Source organism: Streptomyces sp. NPDC093089, from assembly GCF_044754405.1.
GTDB lineage: Bacteria > Actinomycetota > Actinomycetes > Streptomycetales > Streptomycetaceae > Streptomyces.
The window spans coordinates 190096-204056 of sequence record NZ_JBIVPA010000008.1; the positions used below are offsets into that span (position 1 = coordinate 190096).

The window sequence follows — 13961 nt, forward strand, 5'->3', positions numbered from 1 at the left end:
GGGCCGCCTCAGGCCGGGTCGACGAAGACGACGGGCACCTCGTTGTCCTGGACGACCCGGCCGAGCAGCACGGCCAACTGCGCGCGCTCGGGGGCGGCGAGCCCCGCGGGAAGCTCCTCCACGCGGCGGCAGGTCTCCGTGTAGAAGTCCTCGGCGATCCGCACGCCCTCCTCGGTGAGCGCCACCCGCACGGCCCTGCGGTCCTCCGGGTCGGGCTCGCGGTGGACGAAGCCGAGGCGGGAGGTGCGGTCCACCAGGCCCGTCAGGCTGGACTTGGCGAGCCCCAGCTTGGTGCCGAGCTCGCCCATCCCGGACGGGCCGGGCATCAGTACGCAGAGCAACTGGCCCTGCTGCGGCGTCAGGCCGTACTCCCGGCCCGCGTCCGCGTAGACCGCGTTCACCAGGAAGGCGCCGCGCACCAGCGCGGCCACCACGCTCATCGTCCCGCCGTCGTCCTTCGCCATGCGAACAGAATACCTTCGTACCACGAACAGAACGCCTTCGTGGTGCGAACCACCGGTCAGGTCATCCGCCGGGCGCCCTCCAGAACGGCCTGCCGGATGCGGTGGTAGGTGCCGCACCGGCAGATGTTCCGGATGGCGTCGAGGTCGGCCTCGGTGATCTCCCGGCCGGCCTCGCGCGCCTTGCGGACGGTCGCCACCGCGGTCATGATCTGGCCCGGCTGGCAGTAGCCGCACTGGGCGACGTCCAGGTCGAGCCAGGCCTCCTGCATGGGGTGGAGCTCGCTGCCGACGGTGTCGGGCAGGCCCTCGATGGTGGTGACCTCGTCGGTCGCGGCCACGTCGTCGACGCGCACGGCGCACGGTGTGAACGCCTTGCCGTTGAGGTGGCTCGTACAGGCCCGGCAGACGCCGACCCCGCAGCCGTACTTGGGGCCGGTGACGCCGAGGACGTCACGGAGGACCCACAGGAGCCGGACGTCGCCCTCGACGTCGGCGGTGACGGCCTTGCCGTTCAGGATGAAGGTGTGCTGCGGCACGGGGACTCCAGCTCTCAGATGGTGCGGTCGCGGCCGTCGGTGGGCGAGGCCGGGACGGGCGGGACGGTCGGCAGGGGGGTGAACGCGAGCGGCTCCGCGTGGTTGACCGGGAAGACCGTCGGCATCGTGCCGGTCGCCCGGCCGTACGCGCAGGCGACGGCGGCCATCGCGCCGGCGACGGCCAGCTCGCCCGCGCCGCCCGGCTTGTCGCCGGTCGGCGGCATCACGATGATCTCCAGCTCGGGCGGGGTGTTCCACTGCCGGGTGTAGAAGTACTGGTCCCAGCTGCCTTCGAGGAAGTGCCCGTCCCGCAGGTGGAGGCCCGACGTCAGGGTGATCGCGATGCCGTCGGCGATCCCGCCCATCATCTGGGCCTCGAGGCCGCGCGGGTTGACCGCCAGGCCGACGTCGACGGCGCAGACCACCTTGGTCACCCGCGGTCCGGTGTACGCGTTCGGGACCTTCCGGCCGGTGGTCTCCGGCCGGCAGTCGATCTCGGCGAGGATCGCGACCGCGGAGTGGTACTCGGTGTGGACGGCGATGCCCTGGGCCGTGCCGGCCGCCATGCTCCGGCCCCACTCCCCCACCTCGGCGACCTTGTCCAGGACGGCACGGGCCCGCGCGTCCTTGACGAGCCGGCGCCGCAGCGCGTACCCGTCCTGGCCCATCCGCTTCGCCAGTTCGTCCATGACGAGTTCCTGGGCGCAGCGGACGTTCGGCGAGTAGATGTTGCGCATGGAGCCGGTGTTGAAGCCCTTGTCCGTCTCGGCGAGGAGCTGGGTGGTGACGCCGAGGTGGTAGGGGCTGATCTGGGTGAGCTGGAACATGGTCTGGGAGAAGGCGGCGTCGGCGACCGGCAGCCGGGCCGCCTCCGCCGTCAGGACCTCGCCGATGCCGTGCCCGAAGTCGGTGGCGACGGACGTGTGCCGCTGCTCGTACGTGAGGACCTCGCCGAGCGAGTACGTGGCCCGCACCCGGGACGTGGACATCGGGTGCGTACGCCCCTGCCGGAAGTCGTCCGTGCGGTGCCACATCAGCTTGACGGGCTTGCCGAGGGCCTTGGAGATCTCGGCGGCCTCCTGGGCGGCGTCGGAGAACAGCTTGCGGCCGAAGGAGCCGCCGCCCTCGGTGACGTGGACGCGGACGGCTGTGGGCGGCAGGCCCAGCTTGAGGGCGATCTGCTCCTGGGCGACGATCGGAGCCTTCAGCGAGGCCCAGATCTCCGCGGAGTCCGCGCGGACGTCCGCGACGGCGCAGTTGGTCTCCAGGGCCGCGTTGCTGGCGAAGTGGAAGGTGAAGCGGGCGTCGACCGCCTTCGTCAGGAGCGGCAGGGCCGGCACGACCAGCGGGAGTTCGGCCCTGCGCAGCTTCTCCAGGACGGTGGCGTCGGACGCGCCCTCGGCGGTGCCGGGTCCCCAGGTGACGCTCAGCGCCCGTACGGCGTCGACGCACTGGCCGAAGGTGCGGGCGCGGACGGCCACGCCGGTGGAGACGGCGACGACGTCGGTGACCCCGGGCATCGCCCGGACCTCGGCGAGGTTGGCCACCGAGCGGACCGTGCCGTTGATGGTGGGCGGTCGGCACACCATGGTGGGCAGGGCGTCCGGAACCTGGAGGTCCATCGCGAACTTCTTGCGCCCGGTGACCGCTTCGAGCGCGTCCACCCGTCGCTGACCGGTGCCGACGACGCGGAAGCGGGCCGGGTCCTTGAGGGTGACCTCCACCGCGGAGTCGGTCACGGCGGCCGCCTTCGCGGCGAGTTCGCCGTAGCCGAGCAGCGCGCCCGCCGGGGAGACGACGGCGCCCGCCTTCGTGGTGAGGGTGGAGACGGCCTCGCCGAGGACGAGGGAGGCGGCGTGCAGGAGGCGGCCGCGCGCGACGGCGGCGGCGACCCGGATCGGGGTGTAGGTGGAGTAGGTCGTGTTGGAGCCGCCGGTCAGCTGGTTGAAGAGCAGTTCGGGACGCGCGTCGGCGAGGGTGACCTTCACCTTGTCCAGCGGCAGGTCGAGCTCCTCGGCGACGATCATGGCGCTGGAGGTGGTGACGCCCTGGCCGACCTCGGCCCGGGGCAGGGCGAAGCGGGCCGTGCCGTCCTCGTCGATCCGGATCGTGATGAGGTTGCTGGTGGGCAGCGCCGCGAGCGTCAGCAGCTCGTTCAGGTCGAGGAGTTCGGCCGGTCCCGGCAGCGACGGCACGAGCGCGGGAACCGCCGCCTGCGCCTGGCGGGGCACGAGCGCCTCGGCGCCGATCTGGGCCGCCACGGTGAGGGTGGGCGCGGCCAGCACGTACCCGAGGAACCGGCGCCGGCCGATGCCGGTTCCACCCCCGCCGGCCGGGCTCGCGGCACCGTCCCCGGCATCGCTCGTGTGGTCGTCCCCCGCGGGGTGCCGCCTCGCCATTCGGTGTGCCCTTTCGCCGTGGCCCCGGCCTGCTACTGCCGAGTATCGTCAGCGAGGATCATCGCTCATCCGACGTAGCTCCGGGAGCCCTTCGGAGAGGTCGGCGCCGTACCGTCGCGCCCCGCGTCCCGGGACCGGGCGCCACCCACCGGAGCCGCGGCCTCCGCCGGGCGCCGATCCGCGCGCCCGAGCGGAGCTGCGCCCGGGAGATCCGGGCCCGCTGACCGCCGCCCGCGATCAGGGCGTTGACGGAGACCATCGGGTCCCCTCCCACCGACCGGGCGAGCAGCGCACCGATCACCAGCGGGCCGAGGGCCACCGCGAGGGCCGTACCGGTGGCGGTGACGTGCTGGAGGGAGCGGGTGCGCCGGGCGTCCGAAGTCATGACCCCAGTCCACCAGCGGGCGGCGGTCGGCACATCGGTCGGCGTACTCAGGCGCGTTCGGCGGACTACTCATCCGCGCGGGACGGCGACGGGGGGTCCCGCGGCGGAGGTTCATCGGAGATCCTCGGTGAGGTCGAACGGACGAGGCGTTCCGGGTGACGACGAGGGAGGGGCACGACGATGACGACCGAGGCGATCGAGACGACTGGGATTACTACGACGGCTGCGACGGTCGGGGCAGCCCACGCGACTGCCACAGACCAGACGGCCGGGACAGCCGGAACAGCCGGAACAGCCGGGACAGCCGGGACAGCCGGGACAGCCGGGACAGTACGAACGACGGCGGACACCCCGGCCGCCCCGGCCGCCCTGGGCGCCGCTCCCGCCGTCCTCGTCGTGGAGCACGAGGGGGAGGCCGGGCCCGGCCTCGTCGGCGAGCGCCTCGCGGGGGCCGGGCTCCGTCTCGACGTGGTGCGGGCCTGGCGGGGCGAGGCGCTCCCCGGGTCGCTGGGCGGTCACGCGGGGCTGCTGGTCCTGGGCGGGTCCGCCAACTGCCAGGACGACCTGGCCGCGCCGTGGCTCCCCCGGGTCCGCGAGCTGGTCCGGGAGGCAGTGGCCGACGGGGTCCCGCTGCTCGGGATATGCCTCGGCGGCCAGATCCTCGCCCATGCCCTGGGCGGTTCGGTCGCCCGCCGGGCCCAGGGGCCCGAGGTGGGGGCCGTACCCGTGCGCCGGTTGTCCGGCATCGCCGCGGACCCGGTCCTCGGCGGCGTACCGGACGGTGCTCCGGCCGCGCAGTGGCACTGGGACGAGATAGCCGCGCTGCCGCCCGGCGCCGTACCGCTCCTGGGCGGCGACGACTGCCCGGTCCAGGCCTTCCGCGTCGGGAGCGCGGGGTGGGGGGTGCAGTTCCATCCCGAGGTCGGCGCGGAGACGGTGGCGGAGTGGGCGGCGGGCGACGGCGAGGACGTCCGCGCGGCGGGCGGTTCGCCGGAGGCCGCGGTGGATTCCGTGCGGCGTGCCGAGCCCGTGCTCCGCGCGGTCTGGGGCGCGGTGGCGGAGGCGTGGGGCGCGGTCGTACGGGCTCGTGCCGGTACGGCCGGCGTCCGCGACCACGGATACTGACGGGGCCGCCGCGCGCGTCCGGCGCTTCCGCTCGGCGGGGCTCGGGCGGTGGGGTTGCGGGGCGGCGACCGTACCGTACGAGCACGAGGAGCACCGCCGTCATGGCCGACTACCGCATCGAGACCGTCCGCACCGGGTACCGCAACTGGACCGCCCGCAACGACCGGGGCGCCGAGGTGCGGATGGCCGCCGCGGACGACGCGGACGCCCAGCCCTCCTTCACCCCGGTCGAGTTGCTGCTCGCCGCGATGGGCGGCTGCGGCGGTCTCGTCGTGGACCGGACCGCGCGGGCCGTGGACCACGACGACCTGCGGATCGTGGTGGAGTCGGTGTCGGGGCCCGAGGACGACGGCCGCATCGGGCGCATCAGGGTCAGCTACGAGTTCGACCTCCCGGACAACAACCCGCGGGCGGCGGAGGTGTTCGCCCGCGGCGTGCGCCTCACGCACGAGAAGTTCTGCACGGTGAGCCGGACCGTCGAGCACGGCGCCCGGGTCGAGGCGGTCCTGCCCGACGGCACGGTCGGCTTCGAGGGCTGACGCCCGCCCCCGCCGGCCGCCTCCCGGGGCGTGCCCGGCCGGCCGCCTCCGGGGAGCCGGTCGCGTCGGCCGCCCGACGGGGCCGGTCCGGCCGCGCGGACGCGGCCGGCCGGCGTCCCGCGGTCACTCCTCGATCGCGCCGCCGATCCGGCGCAGATGGCGCCGGAAGGTGTACGCGGGGTCCTCGGCCCGGCCCTTCAGGTAGTCGTCGAACCGGGTCTGCGCGCGCAGGCTCTCGCCGGCCCTGATGCGGCGCGCCTGTTCGCGCTCGGTGCGGAGGATGGCCCGCGCGGTCTCCAGGACGGCCTCCGCGCGGTCGGCCGCCACGAAGAGGACCCCGTCGTCGTCGGCGAGGACCACGTCGTCCGCGGTCACCAGGTGGTCGCCGCACCGCGCGGTGCGGAGCGCGTCCGGGTCGCGCGGGTCGAGGCGGACGGGGCCGGGCGCGTGGCGCCCGTACGAGAAGACGGGCAGGCCGATCTCCACGAGGTCCGGCGTGTCCCGGTGCAGGCCCCACACGACGACGCCGGCGACACCGGCCGCCTCGGCCTCCAGGACGGCGAGGTCGCCGACGCAGGCCTCGTCGCGGCGCCCGGCGTTGTCGATGACGAGGACGTCCCCCGGTTCGGCGTGGGTGAACGCCTCCAGGAACACGTCGACGCTGCCGTGGTGCCGTACGGGCAGGGCCCTTCCGGCGACGCGCTGACCGGCGGCGACGGGCAGGATCCCGGCGGGCGCGGCGCGGAGCGGTTCGCCGAGCCGCACGCAGGCGTCGGCGACGAGGGGGGTGGCGAGGCCGGTGAAGTCGGTCGGCATCGGTGGTCCGTTCTGGGAGGGGACGCTTCGCGCTCTCCCTACCCGACCGTGACGCGGGCCAAGACCCAGGAGGTGCGGTCGAAGGACGTCCTGGCGTTGGCGTCCGTGACTTCCGGGCGCAGGACGCGGACGCCCCGGACGTCGACGTCGACCGGGACGGGGCCGGTGGCGGCGGTCAGGACGGGGGTGGTGAGGAGGACGCGGTCGTCGCCGCGGACGGTGGCGCGGGTGGCGCCGGTGGCGGGCGGGGCGCCGAGGCCGGTCGTGGCGGCGGATCCGGTGAGGAAGCTGCGGCGGCCGGGCATGGCGGGGCTCCTCGGGGCGGCGGGTGCGGGTGGCGGTGCGCCCCGCGAGGTCCCGGGCCGGTCGTGGCGTACGGTCCGGGACCTCGCGGGGCGCACGATCGATCGTCGTGGCGCCCGCCCGGGCGGACCATGCACGGCGCATGAAGAACCTGTGACACGGTCCGGGCGCGCCCGGACGGGTGACACGGTCCGGGCCCGCCCGGCCCCAGGGTCGGGCGCCCGCGCACCGTGCCTTCGGGCGCCCACTCCTCGCCGAGCGCCCGCCCCTCGCCGTGCGCCCGCTCCCCCGGCTGCGGGTGCCCCCGCTTCCGCCGTCAGTCGAGCCAGAGTTCGCGGACGCGGCGCACCGGGTCGGAGACGATCCGGGGCTCGGCGTCCCAGATCATGGTGGCGCGTTCGCCGGCGGTGTAGCGCGGCCAGTCGGTGCCGGGGTCCTGGTCGGTGACGAAGGCGACCCAGGCACGGTGCAGGGCGTCGGCGAGCGCCCGCGGGGGTGCGTCGCCGGCGACGGCGCGTACCCCTTCGGCGTCGAGCAGGTCGAAGGCGAAGGGCAGGTCCAGGCAGTGGAAGGCCAGCCCGGTGGCCGGCGAGCGCCAGGTGAACTCGTAGAACCAGGTGGGCCGTTCGCGGGCGGCGCGCGCGTCGGCGACGGCGAGGTTCGGGGCGCGGAAGGTCGCGTCGGTCAGCGCCTGGCCGAAGAGCAGGTCCTCGCCGCCGGCCGCGTACGCCTCGGTGAAGGCGGCGGTGCGGGCGGGGTCGAGGCCGAGTCCGCCGAGCAGGACGGGCAGCGGCGGGCCCTTGGGGCCGGGCGCCGGGATCATGGTGAACTCGTGCTCGGTGAAGCCGAGCATCAGCGGGACGTCGGCGGCCGCGTCCCCCCGGGTCAGGGCGTCCCGTACGGGTACGGGGATCAGCTCGCCGTCCGCGAAGGGGGCGAGGGCCAGCAGCGGCGGCAGGCCCTCGCGGTCGGGGCCCGGCTCCGCCAGGAGGTCCTGGAAGTCGAGGAGTTCGTCGTCGGTCAGGTCGCGCAGGGCGGCGGCGGTGGCCGGCACTCCGGTGCGCGTGGTGAAGAGGCGGGCGGCGGCGCGGGCCACCTCGGGGCCGTCGGGCGTCAGGACCGCGCCGGAGACGGAGATCCCGCCCCGGAAGAGGCCGTCGGCCGCGGGCACGGCCAGCAGCGTCTGCACGGCGCCGCCGCCCGCCGACTGGCCCGCGATCGTCACCTTCGCCGGATCGCCGCCGAAGGCCGCGATGTTGTCCCGCACCCACTCCAGGGCCGCGATCCAGTCCCGCACACCGCGGTTGTCGGGAGCGCCCTCCAGGTGCAGGAAGCCCTCGATGCCCAGCCGGTAGCCGAACGACACGACGACGACCCCGTCGCGGTTGAACGCCGCGCCGTCGTACCAGGGGCTGGCGGCCGAGCCCGCGACGTAGCCGCCGCCGTGGATCCACACCAGGACCGGCAGTCCCGCCGCCGGAGCGGTGTCGGGGGTGAACACGTTGAGGTTCAGGACGCCGGCGCCCGGGATCGACGGCTCCGGGATCGTCGTCACCTCGGCGAACGGCCGGCGCTGGGCCGTCGGCCCGTACGCCGTGGCGTCCAGTGGCTCCGACCACGGCTCCGGCGGCACGGGCGCCGCGAACCGCAGGTCGCCGACCGGCGGCTGCGCATACGGGATGCCCAGGAAGCGCGAGCTGCCGTCGGCACGGCGCTCGCCGCGGACGGGACCTCGGGTGGTGAGGACGGTGGTGCTCATGGAGTGCTGCTCCTTCTGCGCGGGGCGCCACGGGGCCGGGGAAGGAACCGGGAGCCGGGAAGCGAGCGTGCCACCGCCTGCTTACACGTGTCAATCCTGGTGATCGGTCCGCTCCCGCTCCTTCCGCCCCTCCTCGCCCCCCGCCGCCGCCAGGAGGCGGTCGGCACGCGGGAGCAGCAGCGGGGTCGCGAGGAGCAGGAGGCCCGCGAGGGCGATCGCCGCCCGCGGACCGGTGACCGCCGCGAGGAGGCCCCAGAGGGCGGTCAGCGCCGCGACGGACGCCTTGGCGGTGACCGACCAGGCGGTCAGCGTGCGGGCGACGCGGTCGGTCGCGGTGAGACCGAGGCGGTGGGCCGCGAGCACCGGGTTGAACACCCCCGAGCAGGTGATCAGCGCGAACTCGACCCCCATGACGAGCAGCAGCCCGGTGACCCCGGGGCGGACGAAGGCCAGCCCGACCGGCCAGCACACGCGCAGCACGCCCGCGACCCGCAGCACCCGGTGCCCGCCGTACCGCGCCGCCAGCGGCCGCGCCAGCCGCGACCCGACGAGCCCGCCGACGCAGGGGACGGCGAAGGCCAGGCCGTACTGCCACGGCGCGAACCCCAGCGGCCCCAGCATGAGCACGGCCAGCAGCGGCGCGGTCGCCATGATCAGCCCGTTCACCAGCACCGTGTTGAGGAAGAGCGGGCGCAGCAGCGGGTGGCCGAGGATGTGGCGCCAGCCCTCGACGAGGTCCGCGGGACGCAGGCGGCCCGGCTCGTCCGCGCCGCCCCGCGCCGCCGCCCACGGGGCACGCGCCGGTACGGGTTCGGGGCGCCCGATCGCGCGGATCCCGGCCGCCGAGAGCAGATGGCTCACGGCGTCGGCCAGCACGGTCGCGACCGGGCCGACCAGGGCGAACAGGGCTCCGCCGAGCGGTGGGCCGAGGACGGTCGCGGTCCAGGTGGTGGACTCCAGGCGGGCCTGCGCGCGGAGCAGGTCCTCGGGGCGCAGGAGCGCCTTGAGGCAGGCGCCGGAGGCGGCCCCGAACGTGATGTCGGCCCCGGCGACGACGACGGAGACGACCAGGAGCTGGACGAAGCCCAGCCGGTCGAGCGCGAACGCGCCGGCGACGCTCAGGAGCGCCGCGCACCGCGCGAGGTCCGTCGCGATCATCACCGGCCGCTTGCGGCGGAACTCCACCCACGGCCCGAGCGGCACCGCGACCGCCGCACCCACCGCGGCGCCCACGGCGGCGAGCGCCGCGACCTCGGCCGCGCCCTCGTGCAGCACGGTGATCGCGAGGAGCGGGAAGGCGTTGAACGCGATCCAGGTGCCCAGGGTGCTCGCCGCGAACGCCGCCCAGAGCCACCCGAAGTCCCGCCCGAGTGACGACCCGCCCGCCATTCCCGTACCCCTCTCGCCGACCGGCGCGACAACCGCTTGTCGACCACCGACATCAAAGCCAGCCGGGGAGACCCGGATCAAACAACCACAGGTCGGTCACGCGACAACCCTTGGTTGTCGGCCTACTGTGTGGGCGTGGACCTCGAAGCCGTGCGCACCTTTCTCGCCGTCGTGGACTCGGGCAGGTTCCGGCAGGCCGCCGACGAGCTGTCGATCACCCAGCAGGCCGTCTCCAAGCGGGTCGCCGCGCTGGAGAAGGAACTCGGGGTGCGCCTGCTGACGCGCACCCCGCGCGGGGCCGAGGTCACGATCGACGGACAGGCCTTCCTGCCGCACGCCCGGGCCCTGCTCCGGGCCGAGGCGCGCGCGGTCGCGTCCGTGCGGCCGGGCCGGCGCGCCCTGCGCGTGGACGTGCTCGGACGGCGGCTCGCGCCGGCGGCCCTGCTGCGCGACTTCCACGAGGCGCACCCGGAGGTCGAGCTCGACGTGGTGACCCTCTTCGACGCCGAGGCCGCGGTCGCCGCCCTCCGGGTCGGCACGATCGACGCGTCCTTCCGGGCGGTCACCATGCCCGGCAGCCGGCTTCCCGAGGGAATCGAGGCCGTACCCGTCCTGGACGAGCCGCTCCAGCTCCTCACCGGCCCGGCGCACGCGCTCGCGGGGGCCCGCTCGGTGACGCCCGCCCGGCTCGTCGGGCACCGGATCTGGGTGCCCGGGATCGTCAGCGGGACGGAGTGGGCCGCGTACTACGCCGACCTCGCCGCCGAGTTCGGCCTCGCCGTCGAGGTGGCCGGCCCCGACTTCGGCACCGAGCCGCTCCTCGACACCGTGGCCGACTCCCCCGAACTCGCCACGTTCGTCGGCGCGCGGACCCGCCTCGTCTGGCCCGAGGGCCACGACCTGCGCCGGGTCGCCGTCCACGGCCCCACCCCCGCCTACCCCCACTCGCTGCTGTGGGCCGTCGACAACCCCCATCCCGCCCTGGTGGCCCTCCGCGAGCACCTCTCCGCGGCACGGCGCCACCGGCCGCCGGACGCCGACATCTGGACACCGTCCTGGGCGCGCCCACGGGAGCGGCGCCCCGCGAGCCCGGCCTGACCGACAGGACACCCGCTAGTGCTGGCCGGAAAGGTCTGCCGGTTCGCGGCGTCCGGTGCACGGGGCCTCCCCCGGGCCGAGGGGGCGCATCGCAAGGCGGAGGGCCGCGGCTCGTACTGGACGTACGTGCGCGGTCCGACAACGCGGCGAGGTGCCGCGCCGGGCGTCGTGAGGCGGTGAACCCTTCCGGTCACAGCACTAGACTCGTACGGCCCAAACGACTTGGGGAGGGAGGCCCGTCATGAGGTGGAACCTGGACACCGTCATCGGGGTGCTCGTCGGCCTCACCGGCGTCGGGCTCATCACGGCGGGACTCCTGTGGAAGGGCCGGGCCGTGCGACCGTTCGCGGCCGGGCGCGCGCGCCGGGTCGCCCAGCGCGAGTACGCCCGTGACCTCCAGCGCGCGTCCGACCAGGTGATCGCCGCGGCCCGCAGGTCCGCCGGCGAGGGCGAGCCGGCGATCGTCACGGTGGCGGCCGTCCTGCGCGTCACCCGTGAGCACTACGGCTACGACGGGGTCGACCGGCAGCACGCGGCGGCGGCGCTGCGCCGGCGGTTCGAGCACTGGCGGTGCGCCGCCGACTGCGTCACGGACGCGTACGGCTGACCAGGTCCTTCATCCGCCCGCCCCGTGCGGCGCCGAACGAGTGGACTCGTCGCGCCCCGTGGCGGACCGGGGCTCCCGACGCGGGGCGGGATGGTGATGTGGCCGTCCGTTCCCTGCTCCGGAGAAGGCGCCCCGAGATGCGACGTACCCCCACCCGACGTCTGTTCGCCGCGACGCTGCTCGTGGCGTCCGTACTTGCTCCGACGGCGGTGGCCCCGGCCCCGGCCGTCCACGCGGCGGTCTCCGACCGGCACGGGTCGGACGAGTGCCCGCCGGGCGGTCTCGGCCCGGAGATCGAGGCCAGGCTGGACAAGGCGATCGAGGAGGTCCGCGAGCAGGCGCAGATCCCCGGCGTGGTCGCCGGGGTGTGGATGCCGGGGAAGGGCAGCTACGTCCGGGCGACCGGGGTCGCGGACACGGCCACCGGCGCACCGATGCGGAAGGACTCGCTCGTCCGGATCGGCAGCGAGACCAAGACCTTCACCGTCACCGCGCTGCTCCAGCTCGTGGACGACGGCCGGATCGGCCTCGACGACCCGATCGCCCAGTACGTCAAGGGCGTCCGCAACGGCAGGAACATCACCCTGCGCCACCTCGCCGAGATGCGCAGCGGACTGTTCCCGTACACCTCCGACCCGGACTTCATCCACGACCTGCTGAGCGACCCGCAGCGCTCCTTCACGCCGGAGGAGTCGCTCGCGTACGGCATGAAGCACGAGAACACCTTCAAGCCCGGCGCGAAGTTCGAGTACTCCAACTCCAACCTCGTCCTGCTCGGCCTCGTGATCGAGAAGGTCACCGGCCAGCGCCTCCAGGACGTGATCCGCAACCGGGTGCTGCGCCCGTCGCACCTCCGCCGCACCCTCTTCCCGTCCGGGCCCGAGTTCCCCCAGCCGCACCCGCGCGGCTACACCGACCAGACGCTGAACGGCACCATCGCGGACGCCACGGACTGGAACCCCAGTTGGGCCTGGGCCGCCGGCGCGATGATCTCCGACCTCCACGACCTCCGCCGCTGGGCCAAGATCCTCGCCACCGGCGAGCTCCTCAGCCCCGAGACCCAGGCGCAGCGCCTCAAGACCCTGCCGACCGGCTTCCCCGGCACCACCTACGGCCTCGGCATCCTGAACACCGACGGCTGGATCGGGCACAACGGCTCCATCCCCGGCTACGAGACCGTCACCGTCTACCTGCCGTCGAAGAAGGCCACCCTGGTCCTCATGCTCAACACCGACGCCCGCCACGTCGACAACCAGGAGCCGTCGACCCTGCTCGCCCGTGCGGTCACGCAGATCATCACCCCGGACAACGTCTACGCCGGCAGCGTCACCCCCAGCCGCTAGCCGGGGCGCCCCGGCCCGCAATCGACCGAGAGCTGCGCACCGAGCTCCTCGAATCCCAGCGCGGCGGCCACCCGCCGCGAGGCCTCGGGGCGGGCGCGCCACTGGGGCAGGAGCCCGTCGGCGAGGGCGTGGGCGACGGCTGCCGACGCCGTGCGGCGGGCGAGTCCGCGCCCCCGTGCGGCCGGTGCGGTCAGGACGCCGAGGTGGGCCGTCCGGTGGGGCCAGGTCCGGTACCCGGCGGCGGCCACGACCTCACCGCGCTCCCGGACCGCGAAGGCGGGCGAGGTGATCTCCGCCAGGGAGGCCTCCCCCGCGTCGTCGTCACCGGCCGCGCCCTCCAAGGCGCGCAGGGCCGGGTGGTCGCCGGGCAGCCGTTCCACCGTCGGCGGGGCGGCTGCCGGGCGGAAGCGGTCCGGGGACAGGTACGCCAGTGCGGCGGGACCGAGCACGCCCGTCGCGGGCAGTGCGTCGCGGATCGCGTCGACGTCCGCCGGCAGCCCCCTCAGGACGTCGCGCACCGAGGTGGCGGTGTCCTCGCCGGGCACGGTCACGAGCGCGGAGCCGTCCAGGACGACGACTCCGGTCCAGCCGGCCGGGCACAGCCCTGACCGCGGGGACACGACCACGCGTATGCCGCCGGCCGGCGGGAACGAGGCCGGTGGCCCGGCCAGCGCTTCCCACAGGGCGCGGGCTCGTGTCCGGGTCTCCTCGCTCGGCACGCCCTAGGCCATCGACTCGGGTACGGGCGTGGCCTGGTGGTAGTACATCCGCAGGGGCTGGTCGTCGGCCGCGCCGGGTTCGCGGCGCCAGAGGGAGGTGCGGCGGGCGCGGTGGCCGTCGTGGCGGGTCTCGAAGGTGAGGTGGACGAGGCCGGGGGCGAGGAGGACGCCGGTGACGGGGCCCGGCTCGTAGGGGGTGCCGGTCCCGGTGCTGCCGGACATCTCGGGGAGGGAGGCGAGCATCTCGGCGTGGGTCCAGCGGCGGCCGGAGGCGCCGACCTCGACGAACTCGGGGTCGAGGAGCTCGGCGGAGAGGGTGCGGGAGGCGCGTACGGCGGGTTCCAGGAGGCGGAGTTCACCCGCGATGGCCTCGACGACGTCGGGGTGCCGGGAGTCGGACGCGGGGGTGCTCTGCTGATCGGTCATGGGTGGCATTCTGCCCGCGGGGCGAGCCGGGGGCCCGGGATTTTCCCTGGTCG

At 75.1% G+C, this 13961-nt stretch carries 15 protein-coding genes; 5 read left to right on the forward strand and 10 right to left on the reverse strand.

What is annotated here, in order from left to right:
• Positions 1-8: 8 nt before the first annotated feature.
• The 4 genes from ACIQFX_RS20345 to ACIQFX_RS20360 form a co-directional block, all read right to left on the reverse strand.
• The gene (locus ACIQFX_RS20345; protein WP_402465621.1) at positions 9-440 is read right to left on the reverse strand and encodes a MarR family winged helix-turn-helix transcriptional regulator; all 432 of its coding nucleotides are present in this window, start codon (positions 438-440) and stop codon (positions 9-11) included.
• A gap of 80 nt (positions 441-520) precedes the next feature.
• Positions 521-1000 (reverse strand): (2Fe-2S)-binding protein, encoded by a 480-nt coding sequence (locus ACIQFX_RS20350; protein WP_402465052.1) that lies wholly within the window; start codon positions 998-1000, stop codon positions 521-523.
• 14 nt (positions 1001-1014) lie between these two features.
• Positions 1015-3399, reverse strand: a complete 2385-nt coding sequence (locus tag ACIQFX_RS20355) for a molybdopterin cofactor-binding domain-containing protein (RefSeq protein WP_402465054.1) — start codon at positions 3397-3399, stop codon at positions 1015-1017.
• A gap of 58 nt (positions 3400-3457) precedes the next feature.
• Positions 3458-3784: a hypothetical protein gene (locus ACIQFX_RS20360; protein WP_402465057.1), complete on the reverse strand. Its 327-nt coding sequence runs from the start codon at positions 3782-3784 to the stop codon at positions 3458-3460.
• Between the two features lie 396 nt (positions 3785-4180).
• On the opposite strand from ACIQFX_RS20360, the gene ACIQFX_RS20365 reads away from it, so the two are divergent.
• Complete coding sequence (locus tag ACIQFX_RS20365) at positions 4181-4909, forward strand: type 1 glutamine amidotransferase (RefSeq protein WP_402465060.1); 729 nt, start codon at positions 4181-4183, stop codon at positions 4907-4909.
• A gap of 101 nt (positions 4910-5010) precedes the next feature.
• Positions 5011-5448 carry an OsmC family protein gene (locus tag ACIQFX_RS20370; RefSeq protein WP_402465063.1) on the forward strand — a complete coding sequence of 146 codons (438 nt, stop codon included), beginning with the start codon at positions 5011-5013 and terminating at the stop codon, positions 5446-5448.
• Between the two features lie 123 nt (positions 5449-5571).
• On the opposite strand, the gene ACIQFX_RS20375 is transcribed toward ACIQFX_RS20370, so the two are convergent.
• The 4 genes from ACIQFX_RS20375 to ACIQFX_RS20390 form a co-directional block, all read right to left on the reverse strand.
• On the reverse strand, positions 5572-6264 hold the full coding sequence (locus tag ACIQFX_RS20375; protein ID WP_402465065.1) for an RraA family protein: 693 nt from the start codon (positions 6262-6264) through the stop codon (positions 5572-5574).
• A 38-nt stretch (positions 6265-6302) separates the two neighbouring features.
• The gene (locus ACIQFX_RS20380; protein ID WP_402465068.1) at positions 6303-6569 is read right to left on the reverse strand and encodes an NPCBM/NEW2 domain-containing protein; all 267 of its coding nucleotides are present in this window, start codon (positions 6567-6569) and stop codon (positions 6303-6305) included.
• Between the two features lie 314 nt (positions 6570-6883).
• On the reverse strand, positions 6884-8326 hold the full coding sequence (locus tag ACIQFX_RS20385; RefSeq protein ID WP_402465070.1) for a carboxylesterase/lipase family protein: 1443 nt from the start codon (positions 8324-8326) through the stop codon (positions 6884-6886).
• A gap of 90 nt (positions 8327-8416) precedes the next feature.
• The gene (locus ACIQFX_RS20390; protein WP_402465073.1) at positions 8417-9715 is read right to left on the reverse strand and encodes an MFS transporter; all 1299 of its coding nucleotides are present in this window, start codon (positions 9713-9715) and stop codon (positions 8417-8419) included.
• Between the two features lie 135 nt (positions 9716-9850).
• Here ACIQFX_RS20390 and ACIQFX_RS20395 point away from each other — a divergent pair, with 135 nt between their 5' ends.
• From ACIQFX_RS20395 to ACIQFX_RS20405, 3 genes are all read left to right on the forward strand, one after another.
• Positions 9851-10813 carry a LysR family transcriptional regulator gene (locus ACIQFX_RS20395; RefSeq protein WP_402465076.1) on the forward strand — a complete coding sequence of 321 codons (963 nt, stop codon included), beginning with the start codon at positions 9851-9853 and terminating at the stop codon, positions 10811-10813.
• 241 nt (positions 10814-11054) lie between these two features.
• Positions 11055-11420: a hypothetical protein gene (locus ACIQFX_RS20400; RefSeq protein ID WP_402465078.1), complete on the forward strand. Its 366-nt coding sequence runs from the start codon at positions 11055-11057 to the stop codon at positions 11418-11420.
• A gap of 137 nt (positions 11421-11557) precedes the next feature.
• Complete coding sequence (locus ACIQFX_RS20405) at positions 11558-12763, forward strand: serine hydrolase domain-containing protein (protein ID WP_402465081.1); 1206 nt, start codon at positions 11558-11560, stop codon at positions 12761-12763.
• Here the strand turns inward: ACIQFX_RS20405 and ACIQFX_RS20410 are convergent.
• Together ACIQFX_RS20410 and ACIQFX_RS20415 are read right to left on the reverse strand one after the other, a co-directional pair.
• Entirely contained in the window at positions 12760-13482 is a 723-nt protein-coding gene (locus tag ACIQFX_RS20410) for a GNAT family N-acetyltransferase (RefSeq protein WP_402465084.1), read from the reverse strand. The two genes, ACIQFX_RS20405 and ACIQFX_RS20410, sit on opposite strands and share 4 nt — an antisense overlap.
• A gap of 3 nt (positions 13483-13485) precedes the next feature.
• Positions 13486-13908, reverse strand: a complete 423-nt coding sequence (locus tag ACIQFX_RS20415) for a DUF4440 domain-containing protein (RefSeq protein WP_402465087.1) — start codon at positions 13906-13908, stop codon at positions 13486-13488.
• Positions 13909-13961: the final 53 nt, after the last annotated feature.

Excerpts from the sequence above, each read along its gene's own strand:
- ACIQFX_RS20345 (WP_402465621.1), bottom strand. The coding sequence starts at position 440 with ATGAGCGTGGTGGCCGCGCTGGTGCGCGGCGCCTTCCTGGTGAACGCG.
- ACIQFX_RS20355 (WP_402465054.1), bottom strand. The coding sequence starts at position 3,399 with ATGGCGAGGCGGCACCCCGCGGGGGACGACCACACGAGCGATGCCGGG.
- ACIQFX_RS20360 (WP_402465057.1), bottom strand. The coding sequence starts at position 3,784 with ATGACTTCGGACGCCCGGCGCACCCGCTCCCTCCAGCACGTCACCGCC.
- ACIQFX_RS20370 (WP_402465063.1), top strand. The coding sequence starts at position 5,011 with ATGGCCGACTACCGCATCGAGACCGTCCGCACCGGGTACCGCAACTGG.
- ACIQFX_RS20375 (WP_402465065.1), bottom strand. The coding sequence starts at position 6,264 with ATGCCGACCGACTTCACCGGCCTCGCCACCCCCCTCGTCGCCGACGCC.
- ACIQFX_RS20380 (WP_402465068.1), bottom strand. The coding sequence starts at position 6,569 with ATGCCCGGCCGCCGCAGCTTCCTCACCGGATCCGCCGCCACGACCGGC.
- ACIQFX_RS20385 (WP_402465070.1), bottom strand. The coding sequence starts at position 8,326 with ATGAGCACCACCGTCCTCACCACCCGAGGTCCCGTCCGCGGCGAGCGC.
- ACIQFX_RS20390 (WP_402465073.1), bottom strand. The coding sequence starts at position 9,715 with ATGGCGGGCGGGTCGTCACTCGGGCGGGACTTCGGGTGGCTCTGGGCG.
- ACIQFX_RS20400 (WP_402465078.1), top strand. The coding sequence starts at position 11,055 with ATGAGGTGGAACCTGGACACCGTCATCGGGGTGCTCGTCGGCCTCACC.
- ACIQFX_RS20405 (WP_402465081.1), top strand. The coding sequence starts at position 11,558 with ATGCGACGTACCCCCACCCGACGTCTGTTCGCCGCGACGCTGCTCGTG.
- ACIQFX_RS20415 (WP_402465087.1), bottom strand. The coding sequence starts at position 13,908 with ATGACCGATCAGCAGAGCACCCCCGCGTCCGACTCCCGGCACCCCGAC.